The 24,648-nt window shown below is 46.4% G+C and carries 23 protein-coding genes and 1 riboswitch (1 of these 24 cut by a window edge); of the genes, 1 reads left to right on the top strand and 22 read right to left on the bottom strand.

Features of this window, described 5'->3' with window-relative positions; translation table 11 throughout:
- Positions 1–29 precede the first annotated feature (29 nt).
- From pcrB to BN1765_RS03645, 4 genes are all read right to left on the bottom strand, one after another.
- Positions 30–716, bottom strand: coding sequence for a heptaprenylglyceryl phosphate synthase (pcrB, locus tag BN1765_RS03660; protein WP_050613886.1), 687 nt, complete (start codon positions 714–716; stop codon positions 30–32).
- Positions 717–875: 159 nt separating this feature from the next.
- Positions 876–1,172 carry a YerC/YecD family TrpR-related protein gene (locus tag BN1765_RS03655; RefSeq protein ID WP_050613885.1) on the bottom strand — a complete coding sequence of 99 codons (297 nt, stop codon included), beginning with the start codon at positions 1,170–1,172 and terminating at the stop codon, positions 876–878.
- Between the two features lie 73 nt (positions 1,173–1,245).
- Positions 1,246–2,283: a DUF3048 domain-containing protein gene (locus tag BN1765_RS03650; RefSeq protein ID WP_050613884.1), complete on the bottom strand. Its 1,038-nt coding sequence runs from the start codon at positions 2,281–2,283 to the stop codon at positions 1,246–1,248.
- Positions 2,284–2,343: 60 nt separating this feature from the next.
- On the bottom strand, positions 2,344–4,086 hold the full coding sequence (locus BN1765_RS03645) for an adenine deaminase C-terminal domain-containing protein (RefSeq protein ID WP_050613883.1): 1,743 nt from the start codon (positions 4,084–4,086) through the stop codon (positions 2,344–2,346).
- Between the two features lie 147 nt (positions 4,087–4,233).
- Between BN1765_RS03645 and BN1765_RS03640 the strand changes: the two genes are divergently transcribed.
- Complete coding sequence (locus BN1765_RS03640; protein WP_069202979.1) at positions 4,234–4,557, top strand: YgaP family membrane protein; 324 nt, start codon at positions 4,234–4,236, stop codon at positions 4,555–4,557.
- 257 nt (positions 4,558–4,814) lie between these two features.
- On the opposite strand, the gene purD is transcribed toward BN1765_RS03640, so the two are convergent.
- The 18 genes from purD to BN1765_RS03550 form a co-directional block, all read right to left on the bottom strand.
- Positions 4,815–6,092 (bottom strand): phosphoribosylamine--glycine ligase, encoded by a 1,278-nt coding sequence (gene purD / locus BN1765_RS03635; protein WP_050616665.1) that lies wholly within the window; start codon positions 6,090–6,092, stop codon positions 4,815–4,817.
- 22 nt (positions 6,093–6,114) lie between these two features.
- Positions 6,115–7,656, bottom strand: a complete 1,542-nt coding sequence (gene purH, locus BN1765_RS03630) for a bifunctional phosphoribosylaminoimidazolecarboxamide formyltransferase/IMP cyclohydrolase (protein WP_050613882.1) — start codon at positions 7,654–7,656, stop codon at positions 6,115–6,117.
- 2 nt (positions 7,657–7,658) lie between these two features.
- On the bottom strand, positions 7,659–8,249 hold the full coding sequence (gene purN / locus BN1765_RS03625; RefSeq protein WP_050613881.1) for a phosphoribosylglycinamide formyltransferase: 591 nt from the start codon (positions 8,247–8,249) through the stop codon (positions 7,659–7,661).
- Between the two features lie 6 nt (positions 8,250–8,255).
- Complete coding sequence (purM, locus tag BN1765_RS03620; protein ID WP_050613880.1) at positions 8,256–9,284, bottom strand: phosphoribosylformylglycinamidine cyclo-ligase; 1,029 nt, start codon at positions 9,282–9,284, stop codon at positions 8,256–8,258.
- Between the two features lie 57 nt (positions 9,285–9,341).
- A complete protein-coding gene (gene purF, locus BN1765_RS03615) occupies positions 9,342–10,760 on the bottom strand; it encodes an amidophosphoribosyltransferase (protein WP_050613879.1) in 1,419 nt (472 codons plus the stop codon).
- On the bottom strand, positions 10,745–12,967 hold the full coding sequence (gene purL / locus BN1765_RS03610) for a phosphoribosylformylglycinamidine synthase subunit PurL (RefSeq protein WP_050613878.1): 2,223 nt from the start codon (positions 12,965–12,967) through the stop codon (positions 10,745–10,747). Before purL ends, purF begins: the two co-directional genes overlap by 16 nt.
- A complete protein-coding gene (gene purQ, locus BN1765_RS03605; RefSeq protein ID WP_050613877.1) occupies positions 12,951–13,637 on the bottom strand; it encodes a phosphoribosylformylglycinamidine synthase subunit PurQ in 687 nt (228 codons plus the stop codon). Before purQ ends, purL begins: the two co-directional genes overlap by 17 nt.
- Complete coding sequence (gene purS / locus BN1765_RS03600; RefSeq protein ID WP_050613876.1) at positions 13,634–13,888, bottom strand: phosphoribosylformylglycinamidine synthase subunit PurS; 255 nt, start codon at positions 13,886–13,888, stop codon at positions 13,634–13,636. Before purS ends, purQ begins: the two co-directional genes overlap by 4 nt.
- On the bottom strand, positions 13,876–14,601 hold the full coding sequence (gene purC / locus BN1765_RS03595; protein ID WP_050613875.1) for a phosphoribosylaminoimidazolesuccinocarboxamide synthase: 726 nt from the start codon (positions 14,599–14,601) through the stop codon (positions 13,876–13,878). The genes purS and purC overlap by 13 nt, the downstream gene beginning before the upstream one ends.
- 203 nt (positions 14,602–14,804) lie before the next feature.
- The gene (purB, locus tag BN1765_RS03590) at positions 14,805–16,097 is read right to left on the bottom strand and encodes an adenylosuccinate lyase (protein ID WP_050613874.1); all 1,293 of its coding nucleotides are present in this window, start codon (positions 16,095–16,097) and stop codon (positions 14,805–14,807) included.
- A complete protein-coding gene (gene purK, locus BN1765_RS03585; RefSeq protein ID WP_050613873.1) occupies positions 16,090–17,268 on the bottom strand; it encodes a 5-(carboxyamino)imidazole ribonucleotide synthase in 1,179 nt (392 codons plus the stop codon). Before purK ends, purB begins: the two co-directional genes overlap by 8 nt.
- Entirely contained in the window at positions 17,243–17,707 is a 465-nt protein-coding gene (gene purE / locus BN1765_RS03580; RefSeq protein WP_050616664.1) for a 5-(carboxyamino)imidazole ribonucleotide mutase, read from the bottom strand. The genes purK and purE overlap by 26 nt, the downstream gene beginning before the upstream one ends.
- A 202-nt stretch (positions 17,708–17,909) precedes the next feature.
- Positions 17,910–18,011: riboswitch (purine riboswitch) on the bottom strand.
- Between the two features lie 77 nt (positions 18,012–18,088).
- Positions 18,089–18,283, bottom strand: a complete 195-nt coding sequence (locus BN1765_RS03575; RefSeq protein ID WP_050613872.1) for an NETI motif-containing protein — start codon at positions 18,281–18,283, stop codon at positions 18,089–18,091.
- A gap of 155 nt (positions 18,284–18,438) precedes the next feature.
- Positions 18,439–18,957, bottom strand: a complete 519-nt coding sequence (nrdG, locus tag BN1765_RS03570) for an anaerobic ribonucleoside-triphosphate reductase activating protein (RefSeq protein WP_050613871.1) — start codon at positions 18,955–18,957, stop codon at positions 18,439–18,441.
- Between the two features lie 22 nt (positions 18,958–18,979).
- Positions 18,980–21,337 carry an anaerobic ribonucleoside triphosphate reductase gene (locus BN1765_RS03565; RefSeq protein ID WP_050613870.1) on the bottom strand — a complete coding sequence of 786 codons (2,358 nt, stop codon included), beginning with the start codon at positions 21,335–21,337 and terminating at the stop codon, positions 18,980–18,982.
- Between the two features lie 279 nt (positions 21,338–21,616).
- Complete coding sequence (locus tag BN1765_RS03560) at positions 21,617–23,479, bottom strand: PTS fructose transporter subunit IIABC (RefSeq protein WP_050613869.1); 1,863 nt, start codon at positions 23,477–23,479, stop codon at positions 21,617–21,619.
- Positions 23,480–23,503: 24 nt separating this feature from the next.
- Positions 23,504–24,415 carry a 1-phosphofructokinase gene (pfkB, locus tag BN1765_RS03555; protein WP_050613868.1) on the bottom strand — a complete coding sequence of 304 codons (912 nt, stop codon included), beginning with the start codon at positions 24,413–24,415 and terminating at the stop codon, positions 23,504–23,506.
- A protein-coding gene (locus BN1765_RS03550; protein WP_050613867.1) for a DeoR/GlpR family DNA-binding transcription regulator crosses the window boundary here: on the bottom strand, positions 24,412–24,648 show its 3' end. It continues 516 nt past the right edge of the window; the window shows 237 of its 753 coding nt (coding positions 517–753); its start codon lies off the right edge, out of view — the gene reads right to left on this strand; its stop codon occupies positions 24,412–24,414. Before BN1765_RS03550 ends, pfkB begins: the two co-directional genes overlap by 4 nt.

The raw sequence follows: 24,648 nt of genomic DNA, 5'->3' as shown, positions 1-24,648 counted from the left end.
ATCAAAAACCCCACCGATCATTCTTGCCTTTATCCCTTGACTGCTTCTACCGTTTTAAGAGCTTGGCCAAAATCTTCGTAGACAATATTGCCGACCACAATCACATCGGCATACTGGGCCATCTCCTTTGCTTGGGCCACAGTGGAAATGCCGCCGCCATAGAAGAATGTTGTCTTCTCAAGCCCATGTTTAACTTGTTTAACGACATCAGGATTCCCGTATGCTCCACTGTATTCCAGATAGAAAATAGGCATGGAAAACAGCCGCTCTGCCATTTGGGCATACGCCGCCACATCATCGGCTGTCAGATCGACATTTGCATTCGTCAATTCCGCAGCTTTACATTCTCCGTTCATAATACAGTATCCTTCAACATGGATTTCGCTCCAATCCATGATTTCTCCATATTCTTTAACAGCCTGCTGGTGCAATTGTACAATCCACTTGGGATCCCTGCTGTTCAGGACCGAAGGGATGAAATATAAATCAAATCCCGGAGTCACTGTTTCAATAGATGACACTTCCAAAGCACACGGCACAGAATAGCGCCTCGTCCGCTGCATTAAGTCCAGGACATTGTCCAAAGTCACTCCATCAGTGCCGCCGATGATCACGGCATCGGTTCCCGATTCGCAGATTTGCTCCAGCTGTTCATCGGTTATTTCTTTATTAGGATCGAGTTTAAACACATGTCTCCACTCGCGGTAATCATACATTCAGTTTCCCCCAATCACATAGTTCATTTCATCATTATAGCATTAAGAAATCGAAGAAAAAAACTTCCTAACATATTCGAATTCTTTAACTACAAGAATAGTCTATATCTATTTTCTTCCCTTTGGGCAAATAAAAAAGGCAGGATCATCCCTGCCGTTTTATTCGGAGACTTCTATTCGTTGCAAAGCCATTGTATAGGCATCATTGCCATAATTCAAGCAGCGTTTCACTCTGGAAATCGTCGCTGTGCTTGCACCTGTTTCTGTTTCAATCTTATGGTAGGTATTTCCCTCCTGAAGCATTCTAGCCACTTCAAGCCGTTGGGCAAGCGATTGTATTTCATTGATTGTACAAAGGTCGTCAAAGAAACGATAACATTCATCAAGATCTTTAAGAGACAGAATGGCATTAAAGAGTTGATCCAACTCTCTTCCTCTTAATTTATCAATTTGCATAGTTTAACTCCTCTTCAAGTAACGTATATTCCTGCATCTATCCAAAGGACGGGCGGACAATGTTTTATTCCCATCACATTATGTTTACAACTGCGTCCAATCCGTTTTTGTCAGGCACGATATTCACCCATGTCTTGCCTGGGACCAGTTTCAACGCTTCTCCATCTTTTTGGAATGTAAGCACTTGGTCGAGATACCGCCATTGTATTCTATTCCATTTTCCTTTTTGCAGCAAGTATGCCTCACCGCCCCCGGTTAAATCGATGTCGCGCCTTCCCTTGCTGTCCGTTACGGCATGCGGCGCATCAAGCACAATGATGTTATCAATATAGACAGGATTTCCGCTGTCCCGGTCCTTCATTTGCTCTCCTGCCGTGGAGCGTGTATATCGGCCAATACTTTCATCATAGGCATAATGGACATCGAACAGCCGATTTCCGTATTCTACCGTAGCTTCGTTCCCGCTTTCCCCTTCTATCCGGGTGGTTTCCTGCCTATCCATGAACAAAAAAGGCTTTGGCGGCGATGCCATATTATAGTGCTTCTCGTTCGCTCCTTCTTCGATGTGATTGAATGTAATGTATGAATTATGCGGTGCTTTACGTGTCTTATCCCTCTTGAACAGGGTGCCATCGTAAAATAATCCGTTCAGATGATCAACGTAGCCCTGGTCGAGCAACGCTTTTGCTTCCGGGCTATATCCATGGCAGATAAACAGGCTATCCAGGCCTTTTGCTAAGCGGATATAATAATCGCGCGCGCTTCTAACCGGTCCGACCATATCCGGAAATTCACTTTGGTAAACAGCCAGAAAGCGGGTGATTTCTCCTTCCGCCAGCATTTCATAAACTATATCCGCTTTTTGCAGGCCGCTTTGGGGACGGGCATCCGGATGATTGTTGACCATAACGGCAACCGCTCTGTGGTGGGTATCCCCTGTAGCCTCCTTGCCTGTCAGTGGATATATATCCCCCGCTTCTTGCATGGCTTCCGCCTTCACAATCTTCCTGTCGGTTTGTTCTTCAGGATCCGCTTTTTCCTTCTCTTTGCTGCATCCAGTGACCGCCAAAAGAAAAGCGAGGCATATACAAGCAATCCATTTCCTATTCATATTCATTTTCCCCGTTTCCAGCGTGAACGCTGAATCAGTCTCTATTTATACTTTACTATTTTAACGCATTATCGTTGGAAAAAGTACTGTCTTGTTCATAACATCATACATTCCCGCAGGAGTTATGCGGATATACGGCAAATGGGTGGAAGAAAAAAACAGCAAACTATAGATAGGATCGGAAAATCGATAGCCTCTTTCTTTCAATAAACAAGTCAGTGCCTTTTCTTCTTCGATCAATTCCGGCAGCGGTTTTTCTGAAATGATTCCTTTTAGGCTCAACGGCATCCGAAAAATAACGCGGCCGTTTTCCGTTAGGACGATACCGCCGCCCATTTCCTTGAGTTCCTGTACTGCAAGCTTCATATCCTCTTTTCGCTTTCCGATGACAATAACGTCCCCTGTTGTCGAATAGGAGCTGGCAAAACCGCATAATCGATCGGCAAACCCTTTTATGATGGTGTTATTGCGCCATTTTCCGTTGCGGTCGACCAGCATGAAGAAGCATTCGTCATGGTCAAATCCCAACTCTTCACCAGACATATCCCTAACGATGGAATAAGGTTTTGTAATGACATCATTGACCATTTCAACTCCGAACGGTGTAGAGAACTGCATATCCTCCGCAGTTAGTTCCCAATCCATTTCCATGGGTGAAAAACCATAGTCTTTCCAATTGATTTGGTAATCCGGCTCTATCTCTTGGCCGTTTCGGACGACCCATTTTCCTTTGGCCATGACCGAAACCGGCGTTGGATTTTCCGGCGAATCCAAAAAGTTGATATTGGCTACGCGCCCTGTCGCTATATTACCGTGGAGATAATCGATCTTATAATATTTAGCAACATTGATAGTCGCCATATTATAGGCGTCGATAACCGGAACATTATGATCCATGCACATCTTGATTAAACGGTCCATCATCCCTTTCTCATAAAAAGATGGAGGCGAACCATCCATATTCAAAAAGAAATGGTCGTATCTGTCAATCCCCGCCTCATGGAGTTCATCGAGAATAATGGGCAAATCGGGACGGATAGAAGAATACCGCAACGACACCATATATCCTTGAAGCAATCTTGCAATGACTTCTTTTCCATTCATCGCTTCATGGTCGCAATCTGCGCCCAAAAGCATCAGTTTTGCAAGCGTTTTCTCGGATGCTCCGGGGAAATGCCCCTCAATTTGTTTCCGCATCCGCTTTGCTTCCTGGATCCAGTGAAGCATGAGGTCATCGCCGTCCAGTAGTTTCGGCCATCCTGTCAATTCGCCTCCCTGAAGCACCGCATCATGCTCCAGCCAGGATTTAATATTGCTGTGCGAAAATATGGATTCTTCATTAGGAATTTCCGTTTGAGGATCAAATCGGCACCACCAATACATGCTGACCGGAATATTGCGAAATTCCCTCAATAAAGAAAACGCTTTCTTTTTTTCTAAATGCAAAAATAACATCATATTGTCATTGATCAGTGTCGTTGTTCCAGTCAAAGACGCATAATGCGCAAATGTCTGGGGATTATATAATTGAAACGGATGAGCATGCGGCTCTATATAACCTGGGACCAAGTAAGAACCGGCACAGTCTACAACTTCACAGCCATCAAGCTGAGCAGGCATTTTAGAGCCTACATAGACGATGCGGTCTTCGTAGATCCAAATATTCGCCGTCAACCATTTCCTAAGTACCTGGTTTAAGTAAACGGCATCCTTCAGAACGATACTTGGCACCCTTTCTCCATCTATAACAGCAACATGCTCACGCAGTTGTTTATTTTTCCATCGGTAGCGCTGTTCCAGCATGAACATCCCTCTTTTCTGTTTCTCTCTTTAATTTGATACATTAAAACGTTAAAATATGAGTTTGTCTTAATGTTAACATATTTGGATATTTTACACAGTAGGATTTTTTCATTTTTCAGTTAATATTTTGTGAAGGGAGTTTACTACATGTTAAAAAACCGGACCAATATCTCCTCCATCAATGCCTTATTGCGCATTGCCTGCGGATTATCGATGCTGAGCATACTGACTGCCAAAATGGTCAGGAGGCCGTGGAAACAATCCTATGTGCTGTTAGCTATTATGAGTGCCTTTAAAGTTGCCGAAGGGATTGTCCGCTTCTGCCCTATGACTGCCCTCTATTGTAAAGGGCGGGCTTTATATGATGACATGCTTAGTGATATGGGTACCTTTGATTTTGGCATGGACCCGGAAGACCCAGAAGACCCTGAACCGCTGCCAAGTTTAGATGCAACTCATATAAACAACTAGGCGATGAGCGAAAATGGATTCGAGCGATGTGTCAGGGATATCTGCCATTTAAAGAACGCTGTTCCTCGGAACGGCGTTGTTTTCGTAAATAGTGTAACATACCATTGGCCCCCAAAATGTATATGGCGTTTCATGCCTGTCTGAATACAAAATAAGCCCCTGCTGTACCTCAGCGGGGGCTTATTACTGCCTCTCAAAAGGAGAAGAAAAAGGAGAAAATGATTGGAAACAAAAAACAATTGGTTCTGCTGTTGAAGCTATCCTCTATTGACGGGGGCAGCCAAAGCACGATAGCCGATATCGGTCCGGCAGAACAAGCCATCGCACTCTATTTTCTTGATTTCATGATAAACGAGCGCACGCGCCTCTTCGATGGTAGAATGTTTTGCTGAAAGGAAGAGGACACGGCCACCGTTAATTGTGGTCTCTCCATTTCCATTTATGGATGTACCCGAGTGGTAGACATGCACAAGCGGGTCCATCAGCTCCAAGCCCCGAATGACTGCGCCTGTTTCATATTGGCCGGGATAGCCCTTTGCCGCCAGAACGACGCCGAGAGAGGCTTGGTCATCCCACTCGATGGAAAAAGGTTTCTGATCTCGGACCGCTGTCAGAACCTCGATGATGTCCGACTTCATTCTTGGAAGGATCACCTGGGTTTCAGGATCGCCGAATCGCGCATTGAATTCGATGACTTTCGGTCCTTCCTTCGTCAGGATAAGCCCAGCATATAATACACCTGTAAATGGCCGCCCTTCCGATTTCATGGCAGCAGCCGTCTTTTTGACGATTTGTTCCACCGCTTCGGAAACAACAGCCACATCAATCTGTGGAACGGGCGAGTAGGCTCCCATCCCTCCGGTATTGGGCCCCTGGTCTCCATCGAATGCCCGCTTATGGTCTTGGGCGATATCCATCGGATACACCTGTTCACCGTTCACAAAAGAAAGTAGCGAGAATTCTTCCCCTTCCAGGAATTCCTCGATTACTACACTTCTTGAAGCACTTCCGAATTTTTCATCAAGAAGCATATCGGATAAAGCCTGAACGGCTTCCGTCTCAGTCATGGCAACGACTACTCCTTTGCCGGCAGCCAGCCCATCCGCCTTAATGACAATCGGCGCTCCTTGCTCCATTACATATTCCCTGGCCGCTTCAAACGAAGTAAATGTGCGGTATTCGGCTGTCGGAATGCCATATTTTTTCATAAGGTTCTTGGCAAAGCTCTTGCTGCCTTCAATTTCCGCCGCAAGCTTGCCCGGTCCGAATGCTTGCAGGCCCTCAGCCGCAAAAGCGTCGACCAATCCTTCCAACAGCGGCGTCTCAGGCCCTACGAATGTCCATTCGATCTTATTGCGTTTCGCAAAAGTGATAAGCTTCTCCTGTTCATGTTCCCTGATGGGCACCAAAGAAGCCACGTCCTTCATTCCTGGATTTCCCGGTGCCACATATACATTAGCTACCTGTGGACTCTCCGAGAATTTCCGGGCAATTGCATGTTCACGTCCGCCGCGCCCTATGACTAATACATCCATCAAATGCATCACGCCTCCTCGATCAATGTTTGAAATGCCTTACACCGGTGAATACCATGGCGATTCCATGCCGGTCTGCTTCTTGGATCGATTCTTCATCCTTTATGCTGCCTCCCGGTTGGATAATAGCTGTTATACCTGCTTTCGCTGCTTCCTGTACCGTATCCTTCATCGGGAAAAAGGCATCTGAGGCCATGGAGGCTCCTTTTGCTTTTTCTCCTGCTTGTTCCAATGCAATTATGGCTGAGCCCACGCGGTTCATTTGCCCTGCGCCTACCCCTAGTGTCATATGGCTGTCAGCCACAACTATCGCATTTGATTTCACGTGTTTAACTACGCGCCAGCCCATTTTTAAAGACTCCCACTCCGCTTCTGTCGGTTGTCTTTTTGTCGGGATAGATATATGCGCATGATCCAATGTATACGTATCCGGTTCCTGCACAAGCAATCCACCTTCAACCGATGTAACGGTCCATTCATCTGTTTTTCCGCCATCGCCATCCATGTCAATCGTTAATAAACGGACGTTCTTCTTGCCCGATAGAATAGTGAACGCTTCTTCAGAGAAGCTTGGTGCTATGATTACTTCTAGGAATATTTCATGGAGGGAAGCAGCTGTCTCCCTGTCCACTTCACGGTTCAATGCCACAATGCCACCGAAGATGGAGGTAGGGTCTGCTTCGAATGCTTTGGAGAACGCCTCATGGATATGCTCGCCTGTTCCGACTCCGCATGGGTTGTTATGCTTTACTGCTACTGCTGCCGGCATTTCGAATTCCTTCACAATCTGCAAGGCGGCATTCGCATCATTGATGTTGTTGTAGGATAGCTCTTTTCCATGCAATTGCTTGGCGTTCGCAATTGAATACGCAGATCCCAAAGGCTTTCTGTAAAAGGCGGCTTTTTGATGGGGATTTTCTCCGTATCGCAGGGTCTGTTTCAAATCATATGTAAGCGTCAGGCTTTCAGGGGTCTTTTCACCGGCCAAATCCGTCATATACTGGGAGATGATGCTGTCATATGCAGCCGTATGGCGGAACACTTTAGCGGCAAGCGCCCTTCTTGTTTCGATGGATGTGTGTTGATTCTCTTTGTACTGGCGAATGATTGATTCATAGTCTTCCGGATCGACGACCACGGTGACATATTCATGGTTTTTCGCAGCTGATCTAAGCATCGTTGGCCCGCCAATATCAATATTCTCAATCGCTTCTTCGACAGAGACGCCTTCCTTGCTAATAGTCTGTTGGAACGGATACAAATTCACGCAGACCAGCTCGATTGGGCTGATTCCAAGGTCTTGAATCTGCTTTAGGTGCTCAGGGTCGTCATGCTTGGAAAGCAGGGCGCCGTGCACATTAGGATGAAGGGTCTTTACCCGTCCATCCAGAATTTCCGGAAAACCCGTTACTTCACTGATGCCAATCACGTCAACACCAGCTTCACGAAGTGCTTTGCTTGTTCCCCCTGTTGAGATGATTTCAAAACCAATCCCCTTTAATTGCTTGGCAAATTCAACGATGCCTGTTTTATCGCTGACACTGATTAACGCCCTTTTTGTCATGATTAACAATCTCCCTCCGAATAGGTCTTCTGTGAAAATAGTGTTTGCAATACCTGTGGATATAGTTGGTGTTCTGTTTCTTGGACGCGTTTTTGAATCATTTCTTTTGTGTCGCCCGGCCTGATGGCTACTTTTTCTTGCCGGATGACCGGTCCCGTATCCATTCCTTCATCCACATAATGGACGGTGACGCCTGTCACGGATACACCCGCTTTAAATGCTTGGCCGATGGCATCTTTTCCCGGAAAAGCGGGCAATAGAGAGGGATGGATATTCACAATTTTATGTGAATAGGCCGCGAGGAGCGTGCTTCCGATTAAACGCATATAACCGGCCAGCACCAGAAATGATACATCTCTTTTCTTTAGTTCCTCCAGAATTTCCTGTTCGAATAACGCCTTATCGCGATATTGGCTTGCGGAGAAAATAAAGGCAGGGATGTTTTCGCTGCTGGCCCTTTCCACCACATAGGCATTTGGCTGATCGCAGACAAGCAACGCCACTTCGGCCTGAATCTCTCCCTTTTTGCACGCTCTAACAATCTGTTGGAAATTGCTCCCGCTTCCAGACGCGAATACTGCTATTTTTTGCATTGTTGACTACTCCTTCCAGTAAACACCGGCTTGCGGGGTAACGGTCCCTATGATATATGCTTGTTCGCCATTCTTTGCAAAATGGGCTAAGGCTCTTTGCGCTTCTTCAGCGGGAACGGTAAGAGCCATTCCAATACCCATATTAAAAATATTGTACATTTCCTTTTCCTGCAAGTTTCCTACCTTCTGCAGTAACTGAAAAATGGGATGAACAGGCCAGGAACCTTTATAAATCGTAATGCCAAGGCCTTCGGGCATCATGCGGGGCAGATTTTCGATAAAACCGCCGCCTGTGATATGGGCCATTCCTTTAATGGATACTTCCTTCAACGCAGACAGAATGGACTTCACATAAATCTTTGTCGGCTTAAGCAATTCTTCGCCCAATGTGCATTTTAATGTCTCTTCGTATACTTGGAGATCCCTGTTGCCATCCTCCAGCAAAATGTTGCGCACTAATGAATAGCCATTGCTGTGGAGTCCGCTGGAAGCAAGGCCAATCACCGTGTCGCCCTCCTGGATGGCGCCGCCGGTTATCAGTTGTTTTTTTTCGCATGCCCCGACCGCAAATCCGGCCAGATCGTATTCTTCAGCAGCATACATGCCAGGCATTTCTGCTGTTTCGCCGCCAATCAAGGCTGCTCCCGCTTGGCGGCATCCTTCCGTCACTCCTTTCACGATAGCTTCGATACGGGAAGGGTCCGCTTTTCCGCAGGCAATATAGTCAAGGAAATAAAGTGGTTCTGCTCCCTGCACCACTATGTCATTAACGCACATAGCCACCGCATCGATGCCGATCGTATCGTGCCGATCCATCAGGAATGCCAACATTAATTTTGTCCCGACCCCATCAGTCCCGGAGACCAATACCGGTTCTTTTAAGTTTAATGAAGATAAATCAAACATGCCGCCGAAACCGCCTAGCCCACTCATAACGCCTGGGCGCATCGTTGTCCGCACATGTTTTTTCATTCGATCGACAGCTTCGTATCCCGCTTCGATATCTACTCCTGCCTGTTTGTATGCATTCGCCATGTCTGATCCTCCCTAATCATTTGCGTACTGACCTTTGCACAGATGATTCGCTCCTTTTTAACCTATGGTAAGCGGTGTGCCCATTGCTTGTTCGTCAAATATTTCCGTCGGATACTGCCCGGTGAAACAAGCCATGCACTGTCCTCCCGTTTCGCCCGGGAAGGTACGGCCGATTGCTTCAACCATTCCTTTTGCGCTTAGGAAAGTCAATGAATCGGCATTGATCATAGCGCGTATCTCCTCAACGGATTGCTCAGAAGCGATTAATTCCTCGCGTGTGGATGTATCAATTCCATAAAAGCAAGGGTTTTTGATGGGGGGTGAAGAAATGACCACATGAACTTCCTTGGCGCCTGCTTCTTTAAGCATGGTTACAATCCTTTTGCTGGTCGTCCCCCTTACTATGGAGTCATCTACCATGATGACCCTTTTTCCCTCTACAACTCCTCTTACCGGCGATAATTTCATTTTGACGCCTTGCTCCCGCAGTGACTGGGAAGGTTGGATGAAGGTGCGCCCGACATAGCGGTTTTTGATCAATCCCATTTCATAGGGAATGCCTGAAGCCTCTGCGTAGCCGATGGCCGCTGAAATGCTCGAATCAGGGACACCTGTCACGACATCGGCATCAATCAACGCTTCCATGGCTAGTTTTTTCCCCATATTCTTGCGGGCGGTATGAACATTGATGCCATCGATATTGCTGTCCGGACGGGAGAAATAGACGTATTCCATCGCGCACATCGCACGGTTTTGGCACAGAGCGAACCGTTCTGCCTTCACGCCTTCGTCATTAATCACCAACAGCTCTCCCGGATCGATATCACGAACGAACTCGGCTCCTACCAAGTCCAGGGCGCATGTTTCGGAGGCTATCACATAGGCATCACCCAAGCGCCCCAGTGACAAAGGGCGCAAACCATGGGGATCAAGGGCGACAATCATTTCTCTTTCTCCCATCACAACAAACGCATACGCTCCTTTAACAAGGCTCAATGCGTTTTTCACCCGCTCCTTCAAGCTCTTAAAGCCTGATCTGCGGATAAGATGGGCAACAACTTCCGTATCCGAGGTTGTTTGAAAGATACTGCCCTGAGCCTCCAATTGCGCCTTCAGTTGATTGGCGTTGATGAGGTTGCCATTATGGGCGAGCGCCATGCTTTCATTTTGGAAGTGGAAGAGGAGGGGCTGGACGTTTTCATAACCTCCGCCCCCTGCTGTCGCATAGCGGACATGGCCGATCGCCCCTCTGCCTGATATGCCTTTCAGCCGCTCTTCTGTGAATACTTCATTCACAAGGCCTTCACCTTTTACACCCGTCAGCTTTTCACCGTCAGTCAAAACCATGCCGGCGCCTTCTTGGCCGCGGTGCTGAAGGCTATGCAAGCCGTAATAAGTAATCTGGGCCGCATCTTGATGTCCCCAGACTCCAAATACTCCGCATTCTTCATTCAAACCTTTTAATTCAGCAAGCATCGTATCGCCCCTTTCCAGGCAGACTCCAGGCCAACCAAGTCTTCTTTGAGGATTTCTTCGTGATCACTGTCTATAATCACGAGCGTTCCGGACTTATTCACATCTCCAAGATAATAGGCATCGCTCACTGTCCGCTCGAACTGCTCCCGGTGCTGCTGGGGAACCGACACGATAAATCGGGATTGTGTCTCGCTGAAAAGTTCGGTTACTGCATCTCCATCTACTTTCAAGGAAGCACCCAATCCCTTTCCGCCGAATAAAGCTTCGGCAACGGCAACGGAAAGCCCTCCTTCAGCAAGATCGTGGGCAGAAGCGACAAGCCCGGTCTGAATGGCCTCCAAAAGCTGTTTTTGCCGCTTTTCTTCCAAAGTCAAATTAATGGAAGGCGCCGGACCGAATATTTCCCCGTGCAAAATCTTCTGCAATTCACTTCCGCCCCATTCTGGTTGGGCTTTGCCGATCACATAGATGGCATCGCCCGCTTGTTTAAAATGCTGGGTGGTAATATGAGAGAGATCGTGAATCAATCCAACCATGCCGACAACAGGGGTCGGGTAGATCGCTTCCCCATTTGTTTCATTGTAGAGGGACACATTCCCGCCAATCACAGGTGTACCCAATACCTGGCAGGCCTCGCTCATGCCATCGGTCGACTTTTCAATCTGCCAGAAAATCTCCGGCTTTTCCGGATTTCCGAAATTCAAACAATCAGTGATTGCCAAAGGTTCCGCGCCTGAACAGACAATATTTCGTGCCGCTTCGGCAACCGCTATTTTTCCGCCTACCTCCGGATCAAGGTATATATAGCGGGAATTGCAATCCGTGGTCATGGCCAAAGCTTTGCGGCTATCGCGGATACGAAGGACGGCTGCATCCGAACCGGGCGGCACGACTGTATTCGTGCGCACCATATAATCGTATTGGTCATACGCCCATTCTTTGCTGGCGATTGTCGGTTGTTCCAGCAATTGCTTCAATATTTCTCCGTAATTTTCTATTGTTGGAGTGTCCAGCTCCATACTTTGATATGTACGGTAATACGCTGGCTCCTTTGAAGGTTGATGGTAAACAGGTGCATCTTCCGCTAAAGCATCCACAGGAACGTCAGCCACCACTTCGCCTTTATGGATTAATCGCAATCGCTGATCATCCGTTACCCGGCCGATAGCTACCGCTTCCAGATTGTACTTAGAGAACAGATCAACAATTTCCTGTTCCCGGCCCTTCGTGACAACAATCAACATTCGCTCCTGCGATTCAGACAGCATCATTTCGTAAGGTGTCATTCCTGTCTCACGTTGAGGAACCAAATCCAGATTCATTTCAATCCCGGAGCCGGCCTTGCTCGCCATTTCAGCCGATGAGCTTGTTAGACCGGCCGCGCCCATATCCTGAATGCCCACGAGCGCGTCACAATGGATCAATTCCAGGCATGCTTCCAAAAGGAGTTTTTCCATAAATGGATCGCCTACCTGGACAGCCGGACGATTGTTGCCGGAGGTTTCCGTCAATTCTTCCGAAGCGAACGTAGCTCCGTGGATGCCATCGCGTCCTGTCTTAGCCCCTACGTACATAACTGTATTGCCTACGCCATGGGCCTGCCCCTTCTTAATATCCTTATGGTCAATCAACCCGACGCACATTGCGTTCACAAGCGGATTGCCGTCATAACAATCATCGAACTGGATTTCACCGCCCACTGTTGGTATGCCGATGCAGTTGCCGTAACCAGCAATGCCGGCGATGATTTCCTTGAATAGGTATTTTACGCGCGCATCATCCAGTTCACCAAAACGAAGGGAATTCAGCATCGCAATCGGCCGCGCCCCCATGGAAAAAACGTCGCGGATGATGCCGCCCACACCCGTTGCCGCACCTTGGTAAGGTTCGATGGCGGATGGATGGTTATGCGACTCAATTTTAAAAACGGCCGCCTGCCCATCGCCGATATCCACAATGCCTGCTCCTTCCCCCGGACCTTGAAGCACTTTTTCACCCGTAACAGGGAATTTCTTCAGTACTGGCTTAGAGTTCTTGTATGAACAATGTTCTGACCACATGACCGAGAATAGGCCCAATTCCGTGTAGTTTGGCTTGCGCCCAATAATTTTGCATACCATTTGGAATTCTTCATCAGACAGCCCCATCTCCGCATATATTTTTTCTGCCAAAATAACGTCCGGACTCGGCTCAAGCAGTAACGACATATGATTCCCTCCAATGTTTGACGATCGATTTAAACAGTCCCAGGCCATCTTCGCTTCCAAGCAAACGATCGACTGCGCGTTCCGGATGCGGCATCATGCCCAGCACATTTCCCTTTTCATTGATGATGCCGGCGATGTTCGCCAGGCTGCCATTCGGGTTGGCCCCTTCATATGTAAAAACGATTTGTTGTTGCTCCTGCAATCTTTTTAGTGTCACTTCATCGCAGTAATAGTTTCCTTCTCCATGGGCGATTGGAATGGTGATTGATTGGCCCTGCTGATACGCACTTGTAAACATTGTTTCGTTATTTTCTACCTTCAGCTGGACATTGCGGCAAATAAAATGCAAGCTCTCATTCCTCCTCATCGCACCGGGCAGCAACCCCGCTTCCAATAAAATTTGAAATCCATTGCATACGCCAAGCACGGGCTTGCCGGCATCAGCGGCCTTCACCACCTGCTCCATCACATTCGAGAATCGGGCAATGGCGCCTGATCGTAAATAATCCCCATACGAAAACCCTCCAGGAAGCAAAATGGCATCGAACGATGATAAATCCGTTTCTGTATGCCATACGTATTCAACCTCTTCCCCCAGCTCATCTTGAATAGCGTGGAACATATCGACATCGCAATTGGAACCTGGAAACATAATGACTGCGAATTTCACTGTGCGACAACCTCCTCGATTTCATATCGGTAATCTTCGATGACCGTATTTACGAGAAGTTTTTCGCATATGTCCTTCACGATTCCGTCTACATCACGCCCGCTTTTCCCGATGGATAATTCCATATACTTTCCGATTCGCACATCCTTCGCCTCTGAGTAGCCAAGGCTGTTCAATGACTGTTTAACGGCGGTTCCTTGTGGATCTAATACACTTTCACGCAATGTGACATACACTTTTACTTTGTACATGCTTTCGCTCCTCCAAGTCGGTTTAGTATCTGTTCATATGCTTCCGTTAGGTTCCCGAGATTCCGGCGGAAGACATCTTTATCCAGCTTCTCTCCGGTTTCTATATCCCATAAGCGGCACGTGTCCGGCGAAATTTCATCTGCCAACAAAATCTCTCCGTTCGGCAATTTTCCAAACTCCAGTTTGAAATCGACGAGCCGGATGGAAAGCCCGGCGAAAAAACGGACCAGCACTTCATTCACCCTCCATGCCAGCTCCATTATACGTTGGAGCTCTTGTTCAGCCGCCAGGCCAAGCAATTGGATATGGTCTTCATTCAATAGAGGATCGCCGAGTTTGTCATTCTTATAATAGAATTCAATAATCGGCTGTTTTAAATGGACGCCTTCGGCAAGCCCTAGCCTTTTCGACAGACTGCCTGCGGCTACATTGCGCACGACAACCTCCAGCGGGATGATATCCACTTTTTTTGCGAGATGTTCTCTTTCAGAGACCTTGGCCAGAAAATGCGACTCAATTCCTTCTTCTCGAAGCATGGAGAATAGTAAACTCGTAATCTCATTATTGAGAATGCCTTTACCTGCGATTCTCTCTTTCTTTTCTCCATTAAATGCTGTCGCTTGGTCGGTATATTCAAGCCATACTGTATCCGGCTTGTCAGTGCTGTATACGCGTTTCGCTTTTCCTTCATAAATCAATGCTCGTTTCTCCATATCGGGCCTCCGAATTCGAAAGATTATGAAAATAAGGGATTAAAAAAACATCTGAAAGAACATAATACTCCTCAGATGTTTTCAGTTGTCAGCTTTATAACAGGTGAACTAGTTCAAAAACCAATGCGGGCAAGCGGCAGCCTGCGAAGGGTTGCATTTCGAGGGATGCCCATTTCGGGTTAACCCGGCTGGGCATCCTTCTTTTATAAACCTAAGCGTTCAAAAATAAAGTCAACATTTTTTAAATGATAGTTATAGTCGAAACAATCGGCGATTTCCTCCGGCGACAATAAACGAGTGATCTTTTCGTCGCTTTCAAGCAGCTTCCGGAAAGGTACTTGTTCTTCCCATGATTGCATCGCTTTTGGCTGTACGGTATCGTAGGCTTCTTCCCGTGCCAGCCCTTTATCAATCAAAGTCAGAAGGACGCGCTGTGAATAAATCAAGCCGAGAGTACGGTCCATATTTCGCTTCATATTTTCCGGGAAGACCGTCAAGTTTTTAACGATATTGCCGAAGCGGTTCAGCATATAATTTAAAGCAATTGTCGCATCTGGCAAGATGATGCGCTCTGCCGATGAGTGAGAAATATCCCTTTCATGCCATAACGAGACGTTTTCGTAAGAGGTCATCATGTAACCGCGGATTACGCGCGCCAATCCAGTCATATTCTCAGAACCGATCGGGTTACGCTTATGTGGCATCGCTGAAGATCCCTTTTGTCCCTTCGCAAAGAATTCCTCCACTTCCCGGGTTTCGCTTTTTTGCAAACCGCGGATTTCAGTCGCGAATTTCTCAATGCTGGTGGCAATTAGGGCAAGGGTGCTCATGTAATGCGCATGGCGGTCCCGCTGCAGCGTCTGTGTCGAAATCGGGGCTGGCTTCGTCCCAAGCTTCTCGCATACATAGCCTTCAACAAATGGGTCAATATTGGCGTATGTGCCTACAGCGCCGGATATTTTTCCATATTCAACCGTTTCCCTGGCAGCTTTAAAACGCTCAAGATTGCGTTTCATTTCTTCATACCATAATGCCATCTTTAGGCCAAACGTAGTCGGTTCGGCATGGACACCGTGCGTGCGGCCCATCATAACGGTATATTTATGTTCCTGGGCTTTCGCCTTCAGAATATCGATAAATCGCTCAATATCTGCCTGCAGGATGTCATTCGCTTGTTTAAGCAAATATGAAAGCGCTGTGTCAACGACGTCTGTGGAAGTAAGACCATAATGGACCCATTTCCGTTCTTCGCCCAGTGTTTCCGATACAGCACGCGTGAATGCCACGACGTCATGGCGGGTTTCTGCCTCTATTTCTTTGATCCGTTCAACATCGAAAGAAGCATTTTGCCGAAGCAACCGGACATCCTCCTTAGGGATCACCCCTAGTTCCGCCCAAGCTTCACATGCCAAAATTTCTACTTCCAACCATGCTTTAAAGCGGTTTTCTTCTGTCCAAATTGCGCCCATTTCTGGTCGTGTATAACGTTCAATCATGTATAGTACCTCCGATATTTGTATGCTGGCTCTTCTCCCAAATCAAGCTTCTGTCAGCTTCCTTGAGTGCCTCATCTATAGATTCCCTTAATAGGTTAACATGCCCCATTTTTCTTTTTTCCTTTGCTTCCGCCTTGCCGTATAAATGGATTTTCCAATCGGAAAGATCCGGAATCCGATCCATCAAACGCCCTAGATGCTCGCCTAATAAGTTGACCATCACCACTGGCTTCAATAACGCTGTATTCCCCAATTTCCAATTGCATACCGCTCTGATATGTTGTTCGAATTGCGAAGTTTCACACGCCTCCATTGTATAATGGCCGGAGTTATGTGGGCGCGGCGCCAGCTCATTTATATAAATCTGGCCATTTTGCGTCACGAACATTTCAACGGCAAGCAGTCCGACCAATCCTGTGAAATCAGCTATTTCGACCGCTTGTTTTACCGCCTGCTTTTCCGTTTCCGGTGAAATGCGCGCTGGCACAATGCTTTGGTGCAGGATATTGTCACAGTGGATATTTTCAGCTACTGGAAACACAGCTGTTTGGCCCGATACGTTGCGGGCTACAATCACCGAGATTTCCTTGTCGAACGGAACCCAGGCCTCCAACACGCAGTCTCCATGTTGCAGCAATGCCTCTGCTGACGGAATATCTTTTTCTTCCTTCAGTACGTATTGTCCTTTCCCGTCGTATCCTCCAGTGGCTGTCTTTAACACGCAAGGAAAACCTATGGCCGCAACTGCATCCGTAAGACCATGGCGATCCTTTACTACTGCATATGGCGCCACTTGCCCGCCAGCATCCCGGATTGTCTGTTTTTCAATTATGCGGTTCTGGCTTATGCGAAGTAAGTGCGCCCCTTGAGGGACATAGGCATGCTCCGTCAACCAGGCCAGCGCTTCCCCATTGATATTCTCAAACTCGAATGTGATGACATCGCTGTATTCCGCTAGCTTTTTAAGGGCCTCTATATCATTATAACCGGCTGTTATTTCATAATCCGCTATTTGGCCGCATGGGCTTTGTGGCGTTGGGTCAAGAACGGCGATTTTGTAACCAGCATTTTTAGCTGCCAGAGCCAGCATTCTGCCAAGCTGCCCTCCGCCAATGATTCCGATTGTCTGTCCAGGTAAAATGGCTTTATGTAAGCTGTCCACTGCTCTCATGCACCTTCTTTTCCGTTTCATTCCGCATGTCTTCCAGTTTCAACGCCAATTCAGGATTATTAGTCGATAAAATCTGGGCAGCAAGCAAGCCGGCATTGATCGCCCCTGAGCAGCCAATGGCAACCGTCGCAACCGGCACCCCGCCCGGCATTTGCACAATGGATAAGAGGGAATCTATCCCATTGAGAGCCTTGGTCTGAACAGGTACTCCGATTACTGGCAGAGTCGTCTTCGCCGCTACCATTCCCGGTAAGTGAGCCGCTCCTCCTGCCCCGGCGATAATGACCTTCAACCCGGTTTCCCTCGCCGTTTCTCCGTATTCCATCATAAGGTCAGGAGTCCGGTGGGCAGAAACCACTTTTTTCTCGTACGGAATTTCCAGTTTTTCAAGCACCTCGCATGCGTGCTGCATCGTATCCCAGTCTGAAATGCTTCCCATGATCACTCCAACAATAGGCTTTGGCAACTATATCCCCTCCATCGCAGTCTCTTTTCTCTTGTTCGGCATTCTCCCATATAAAGCAATATGGCTTAACCATAAAAAACCGGATAGTCTACTTCTGCAAGAGAAAGTAAACTATCCGGGAATATGTTCATCCAGTATCCTTCCAAACTTTTGGAAAGATAGATACTTCACCCTTATAGTATGTACTTTCTCTCATAGTCCGATCATTTACGGCGATCGGGTAGAAACTTATGGGCCATATCCCCAAGATTATATGAGAGACACATTTAATATAGATACATCTTATCAACGAATTGTATTTATTGTCAACCTACAATCGAACATTAAGTTTTGAAAATAATAAAATGTTCGTTTTTAGAGAACTTTCACTGCTTCAAACACAATTTTCTGGGCTACAGGCTCGTAGTTTACCTTTCCATCTATCTTCACTTCTCTGAATACTGGTTTTTCCATCCGCCGTACCGGCATATAGCCTTCTTTCTTAATCCGGTCCAGGCACATATCAATCGTTTCATTTTCTTCTACTTCAAATTTCTTTTTAGCTGCCATGAAAGACACTGCTCCTTCTTTTCCATCTCACTATGAATCCCGTTTTCTTTCATAGTATATGGCAGTAAGTGTAACGAAATTCTCCCCATTAGACAAGTGGAGCAACAGGCAAAGTAAAAAACCACACTCCGATTTGGAAAGTGTGGTTTCTTTTTTCAATGCATATATTCTTCAGCCAAAACGACTTGTCCTTTCTTCAAGGAAGATGGCACATCGATGATGCGCTGATTAGATGAACCACGGAAGCGCAGACCGGCTCTCTTTTTCCGTTCAATAAACCTTCCGTCTACCAACACATCGATATAGGGCAATAGCGCTTGGATTTCTTGATAATTGACATGTTTTGTATCCATGAGCATTTCCCATACAAAGCCGGTATACGCCCAAACATCAAAGCCCATTTCCTTAGCAGCCTTTGCGATCGGCAAAAGGCCAGCCGGCTGCAATAAAGGATCTCCTCCGGAAAAAGTGATGCCTCTCTGCAGATTCGACTGTTTCATTTTCTCGATAATCTCTGCGCATTCGATATCGCTTCCTCCGCAAAGATCATGCGTTTGCGGATTATGGCAACCCGGGCATCGATGGATACAGCCTTGTGTCCAAAGAACCATTCGCAGGCCAGGACCATCTACAATGCTGTCGAATTGCAAAGGAGCCGCCACCCTTATTTTCATGGATTTTCTCTCCTTCCGAATGCTACATATGCTTGACCCTGTCATACACTTCCGCTTTCTTGGCATCATTGAAGCGGTCTACAGTGCCTACCAAGTATCCGGTTATCCGACGAATTCGCTCAAAACCGACACCTTTCTCCGTTTCTTTTCTTCCGCAGGACGGGCATACATCCCCATCAATGACACCCGTAAATCCACAGACAGGATCGCGGTCTACAGGATGGTTGATGCTGCCGTAACCGATTCCTGCATCCTTCATGGCATGGATAATGCATTCAAAGGCTTCGAGGTTTTGAGAAGGATCCCCATCCAATTCGATATAGGTGATATGCCCAGCGTTCGTCAGTTCGTGATAAGGGGCCTCTTTCTTAATCTTGTCGAAAGCGTTGATTTTATAATACACAGGTACATGGAAAGAATTTGTATAATACTCTTTATCTGTGATCCCGGCAATTGAACCGTATTTTTTGCGGTCGATGGCTGTGAATCTTCCCGCCAATCCTTCAGCAGGCGTGGCGATCAGCGAGAAGTTCAAGCCATACTTCTCAGATGCCTCATCCATGCGCTTTCGCATATGTCCAATGATCTCCAGGCCCAGTTCCTGTGATTCATCGCTCTCGCCATGGTGTCTCCCTGTCAGCGCCACCAAGCATTCGGCCAAGCCGATAAAACCAATCGTCAATGTACCTTGTTTAATGACCTCTTCCAGAGTATCTTCCCATCCTAAATCTTCGGCCCCATGCCAAACATGCTGGCCCATTAAGAACGGAAAATTCTTAACGCGTTTGCTTCCCTGTACAGCCATCCGTTCCAGTAATTGCTCAATGACTAAATCGATTTTCTCATCCAATTCAGCATAAAAGCCGGATAAATCAGTGGAATCACTAAAAACCATGCCGTGTTTAATGCCGAGACGCGGAAGATTAATAGATGTAAAGGATACATTTCCCCTGCCGCTGACAATATTCTCGCCGCATACATTTCCAAGCACACGCGTGCGGCAGCCCATATACGTAGCTTCTGTTTCTGGTTTTCCTTCTACATAATATTGGGCATTGAATGGGGCATCCAGGAAACTGAAATTTGGAAACAGGCGTTTTGCTGATACTCGGCAAGCCAATTTGAATAGATCATAATTTGGATCGCCCGGGTTTAAGTTAACCCCTTCCTTCACTTTAAAAATCAGTATAGGAAAGATTGGCGTTTCTCCATTTCCCAAACCAGCTTCCAATGCTAGCAGCAAGTTCTCTGTAACCATTCTTCCCTCTGGAGAAGTATCCGTACCAAAATTGACGGAACTGAATGGTACCTGGGCGCCTGCCCGGGAATGCATCGTATTCAAATTATGGATAAATGCCTCCATAGCCTGGTACGATTTTCGATTCGTTTCTTGATACGCCTCTCGGAAAGCAAAATCCTGAATTTTATCAGCCATTTCGGCGTCTATGTGGAAAACTTTCATTAGAAGCTCTTTTTCAGCTTTTTTATAAGAGTCATCCATCGTCATTGCTAAGCGGCAATGTGTGTTGTTCTCCGAAATCAGTATCACTTCTTTAATGATTTCCACCTGTTCATCTTTTAGATCCTTGAACAATTTGATTGCTTTCATTAAGTGGCTGGTATACATCTTCTTGAAAGTCTTTCTCACGCCCTCTGCCAGACCATAATCGAAATAAGGAATGCTTTGGCCGCCATGCTGGTCGTTTTGATTGCTTTGTATGGCGATTGCCGCTAATGCTGCATAGCTGCTTATATCATTTGGCTCTCTTAAAAAACCATGGCCTGTCGAAAAACCGCCTTTAAATAATTTGATCAGATCGATTTGGCAGCATGTCAATGTACCCATGTTCAGAAAATCCATGTCGTGAATATGAATTTCCCCTTCATCATGGGCAGCGGCATGGGAAGGCTTAATGACCTTATTTTTGCAGAATTCCTTCGATACAGTACTTCCATACTGCAACATGGTTCCCATTGCCGTATTGCCGTCAATATTTGCATTTTCCCGTTTAATATCGGCTTTTTCCGCATCATTGAATGTAATTTCCTGAATCGCATTCATCAACCGGCTTTTAGAATCGCGGATTCGGCTCCGTTCAGCCCGGTAAAGGATATATTGTTCACTTGTTTTGGCATGCCCATGCTCAACAAGCACTTTAACAACCGCATCCTGTATTTCCTCTACCGTCGGAATACGGCCTTCATAACGTTCTTCCAGTAGCGTCACTACATGATTCATCAATTCTTCCGAAAGGCGATAATCCGCTGCCTTCCCTTCCTTTTTTGCCACCTGCTGGGCCGCTTTATAAATCGCCAGAGTGATCTTTTCTGGATTGAATGAGATGATTCTGCCATCACGCTTGCATACTTCCGTAATCATAATTCCTCAGCCCCCAACACCATATATTGATTATATAACCATCAAATTACCTACATATAGTAAAATATATGAAAAAAAATTCCCTTCAACATTTGTTAAAGGGTGCATTTAATACCTACTTACAACGTATCAAAATTATGATTTAGAGTCAATTGGTGATTAGGTCTAAAGTACCATTCTGCGATTTTGGTTGCTGATTCTTCACGATTTATTCATTTTTCTCCACGATAAACAGCAAAAACCCTCCACATGAATAATATGTGGAGGGATGATTGTTTTTTATTTCTCATCCACTGGTTTTTTCCAGAAACCTACCATTAGTGCAGTGACAAAAGCACCAATGACAAGTGAAATGAAATACATCAATGGATTTTTCACAGCCCAGATCACGAAGATTCCGCCATGAGGTGCCTGTAATGTACAACCAAAGAATAGGGCAAGTCCGCCTGCGATAGCAGCACCTACAACAGAACTTACGATTACGCGGAGTGGGTCTGAAGCTGCAAACGGGATAGCTCCCTCTGTAATGAAAGAAAGACCCATGACATAATTTGTCTTACCAGCATCTTTTTCTGCTTGTGTAAATTTGTTGCGGAAGATCGTAGTCGCAATCGCTAAGCCAAGCGGCGGAACCATACCACCAATCATGACAGCAGCTTGCGGAGCATAATTTCCTGCATCGATCATCGCAATACCAAATGTAAAGGCCGCTTTATTGATTGGGCCACCCATATCGATTGCCATCATACCGCCAAGGATAATACCAAGCAATACGGCGTTTGTGCCTGTCATGCCGCCTAACCAATCAGTTAGAGCATCCATGATAAATTTGACCGGCGTATTGACCACAAAGAACATAATCAGGCCAACAATCAACATACCAAAGAATGGGTAAAGCAATACTGGCTTAATGCCTTCTAGTGACTGTGGAAGTTTCGCAAATAGTTTCTTCAATCCTAATGCTACATAACCTGCAAGGAAACCAGCGATCAATCCGCCAAGGAATCCAGCACCCCCTGTTGCCGCCAAGAAACCGCCGACCATACCAGGTGCAAATGCTGGACGGTCACCAATCGCCATTGCGATGAAACCAGCTAAAACAGGAACCAATAAAGCGAATGCGTTGCCGGAACCAATTGTGTTCAATGCTTCAGCGAATGTTCCTTCTGCATGGATCCCTCCGAACAAGAAGGAAAGCGCAATCAATAAACCGCCGCCGACAACGAACGGAAGCATATTGGATACACCATTCATGATTGGCTTATAGAAGTAAGATTTATTTTCTTTATCAGCAGACTCCCCAGTTGATTTGCTGTCACCGCTTGCTCGGTAGATAGGAGCATCCTGATTCACCGCGCGGTCAAGCAATTCATCCGTCTTACGGATACCGGCAGCAACCGGTACTTCAATCACGTGTTTGCCTGCAAAACGGTCCATTTCTACTTTCTTATCAGCAGCAACAATAATTGCCGTTGCCTTTTCAATTTCTTCAGCTGTTAGTTTTCCTTTGACGCCCGTAGATCCGTTTGTCTCCACCTTAAAAGCAATGCCGCGCTCTTTCGCCTTTGCCTTTAGCGCATCTGCCGCCATGTAGGTATGGGCGATCCCTGTCGGACATGCCGTTACAGCAAGGACTAATGTATCATCAGCAGAATCCGTACTTACTGTTTCTTCTTCGCCGTCTTCTAATTTTTCCTTTTTATCGATGATGCTAATCACCTCATCCGGTGTCTTAGCATTCAACAGTTCTTGGCGGAAAGCCGCATCCATCAACAAAGATGAAAGGCGGGACAATGTTTCAAGATGTTCATCGTTCGCTCCTGCGCTTGCAGCAATCATAAATAATAAATGAGCCGGCTGTCCATCTAAAGATTCGTAGTCGACGCCGTCCACAGATTTAGCGAATAAGATGGCTGGAGTCTTTACAGCATCTGTCTTAGCATGTGGAATGGCAATGCCTTCCCCTATTCCTGTCGTGCTCTGTGCCTCACGCGTCAGGATTGCTTCTTTATATCCTTCTAGGCTGTTTAAACGGCCTGCTTCATTTAACTTAGTTGTCATTTCATCAATCGCTGCTGCTTTTGTTTTAGCAGCAAGATCAATGATTACGGTATCTTTTTTCAACAAATCAGTTATCTTCATGATGTATGATCAATACCACCTTTATTATAATTTTTGGATGAGAACCTGGTCCATCAAAGAATCGATCTTTTCTTTAGTGGCCAAGTCCTGGCTGAAAGCAGTTGCACTACCGGTTGCTACGGCTACCTGAAAAGCCTTCACAAAGTCCTGGCTCTGTGAATAGGTTCCGATAAAACCGGCTACCAGCGAATCTCCGGCACCCACGGAATTAATGACTTTTCCTTTTGGGATCGTCGCACTGTAAACCTCGCCGCCTGTGAAAAGCAATGCGCCATCTCCAGCCATGGAAACAATCACATTCTGAGCTCCCATTTCAACAACTTTTCGGCCATAAGGGATAACTTCCTCGACTGTACGAATATCCGTACCGAATAACTCACTTAACTCATGATGATTCGGTTTAACAAGGAAAGGACGCTCTTTCAGCACTTCTGCAAGAATCTCACCGCCGGCATCCACAACAACCTTTACTCCGCGCTCGCTGAATTTCTTTGTAAGATCACAGTAAAAAGTCTTAGTCAAGGATGGTGGAATACTTCCTGCAAGAACCAGAATATCCCCTTCTTGAAGTTCCTCAAGCTTTTGCAATAGTTCTTCTATATTCTCATCTGACAAAGCAGGCCCCAAACCGTTGATCTCGGTTTCCTCGCCTGTCTTCAGCTTTATATTAATCCTCGTATCTTCAGCAACCTGGACAAAATCCGTTTCAATCCCTTCAGCCTGCAGTGTATTCTGTATGAATCCGCCTGTAAAACCGCCAAGGAACCCTAGCGCCTTAGATTTCACTCCCGTATGGGATAACACGCGGGATACATTAATGCCTTTTCCGCCCGCAAATTTGCTTTCCCGGTCCATCCGATTCAAGTGATCCAATTTAAAATCATCCACTTCAACGATATAATCGATAGATGGATTAAGAGTTACCGTGTATATCATGATGTCACAACCTTCACTTTCGTTTTCTCCATAATTTTCTTTTGAAGCGCCTCATCCAAATTATTTGTGATCAGTATGGCCTCAGACACTTCTCCTACTTTTGAAAAAAATGTTTCATTAAACTTGCTCTTATCAGCAAGCACATAAGCTTCTTCAGCCAAACTCATGGCGATTTTTTTTAGAACGCCCTCTTCGGGATCGGGTGTAGTCAATCCCAGCTGTAGGTCTATTCC

The sequence above is a fragment of the Bacillus testis genome (assembly GCF_001243895.1).
GTDB classification, from domain to species: Bacteria; Bacillota; Bacilli; order Bacillales; family DSM-1321; genus Bacillus_AD; species Bacillus_AD testis.
Note: the sequence above shows the minus strand (reverse complement) of the source record. Positions and strands in the feature narration are given on the sequence as shown.

Excerpts from the sequence above, each read along its gene's own strand:
- pcrB (WP_050613886.1), bottom strand. The coding sequence starts at position 716 with ATGTATGATTACCGCGAGTGGAGACATGTGTTTAAACTCGATCCTAAT.
- BN1765_RS03655 (WP_050613885.1), bottom strand. The coding sequence starts at position 1,172 with ATGCAAATTGATAAATTAAGAGGAAGAGAGTTGGATCAACTCTTTAAT.
- BN1765_RS03650 (WP_050613884.1), bottom strand. The coding sequence starts at position 2,283 with ATGAATAGGAAATGGATTGCTTGTATATGCCTCGCTTTTCTTTTGGCG.
- BN1765_RS03645 (WP_050613883.1), bottom strand. The coding sequence starts at position 4,086 with ATGCTGGAACAGCGCTACCGATGGAAAAATAAACAACTGCGTGAGCAT.
- BN1765_RS03640 (WP_069202979.1), top strand. The coding sequence starts at position 4,234 with ATGTTAAAAAACCGGACCAATATCTCCTCCATCAATGCCTTATTGCGC.
- purD (WP_050616665.1), bottom strand. The coding sequence starts at position 6,092 with ATGGATGTATTAGTCATAGGGCGCGGCGGACGTGAACATGCAATTGCC.
- purH (WP_050613882.1), bottom strand. The coding sequence starts at position 7,656 with ATGACAAAAAGGGCGTTAATCAGTGTCAGCGATAAAACAGGCATCGTT.
- purN (WP_050613881.1), bottom strand. The coding sequence starts at position 8,249 with ATGCAAAAAATAGCAGTATTCGCGTCTGGAAGCGGGAGCAATTTCCAA.
- purM (WP_050613880.1), bottom strand. The coding sequence starts at position 9,284 with ATGGCGAATGCATACAAACAGGCAGGAGTAGATATCGAAGCGGGATAC.
- purF (WP_050613879.1), bottom strand. The coding sequence starts at position 10,760 with ATGCTTGCTGAATTAAAAGGTTTGAATGAAGAATGCGGAGTATTTGGA.
- purL (WP_050613878.1), bottom strand. The coding sequence starts at position 12,967 with ATGTCGTTACTGCTTGAGCCGAGTCCGGACGTTATTTTGGCAGAAAAA.
- purS (WP_050613876.1), bottom strand. The coding sequence starts at position 13,888 with ATGTACAAAGTAAAAGTGTATGTCACATTGCGTGAAAGTGTATTAGAT.
- purC (WP_050613875.1), bottom strand. The coding sequence starts at position 14,601 with ATGGAGAAACGAGCATTGATTTATGAAGGAAAAGCGAAACGCGTATAC.
- purB (WP_050613874.1), bottom strand. The coding sequence starts at position 16,097 with ATGATTGAACGTTATACACGACCAGAAATGGGCGCAATTTGGACAGAA.
- purK (WP_050613873.1), bottom strand. The coding sequence starts at position 17,268 with ATGAGAGCAGTGGACAGCTTACATAAAGCCATTTTACCTGGACAGACA.
- purE (WP_050616664.1), bottom strand. The coding sequence starts at position 17,707 with ATGGGAAGCATTTCAGACTGGGATACGATGCAGCACGCATGCGAGGTG.
- BN1765_RS03575 (WP_050613872.1), bottom strand. The coding sequence starts at position 18,283 with ATGGCAGCTAAAAAGAAATTTGAAGTAGAAGAAAATGAAACGATTGAT.
- nrdG (WP_050613871.1), bottom strand. The coding sequence starts at position 18,957 with ATGAAAATAAGGGTGGCGGCTCCTTTGCAATTCGACAGCATTGTAGAT.
- BN1765_RS03565 (WP_050613870.1), bottom strand. The coding sequence starts at position 21,337 with ATGATTACGGAAGTATGCAAGCGTGATGGCAGAATCATCTCATTCAAT.
- BN1765_RS03560 (WP_050613869.1), bottom strand. The coding sequence starts at position 23,479 with ATGAAGATAACTGATTTGTTGAAAAAAGATACCGTAATCATTGATCTT.
- pfkB (WP_050613868.1), bottom strand. The coding sequence starts at position 24,415 with ATGATATACACGGTAACTCTTAATCCATCTATCGATTATATCGTTGAA.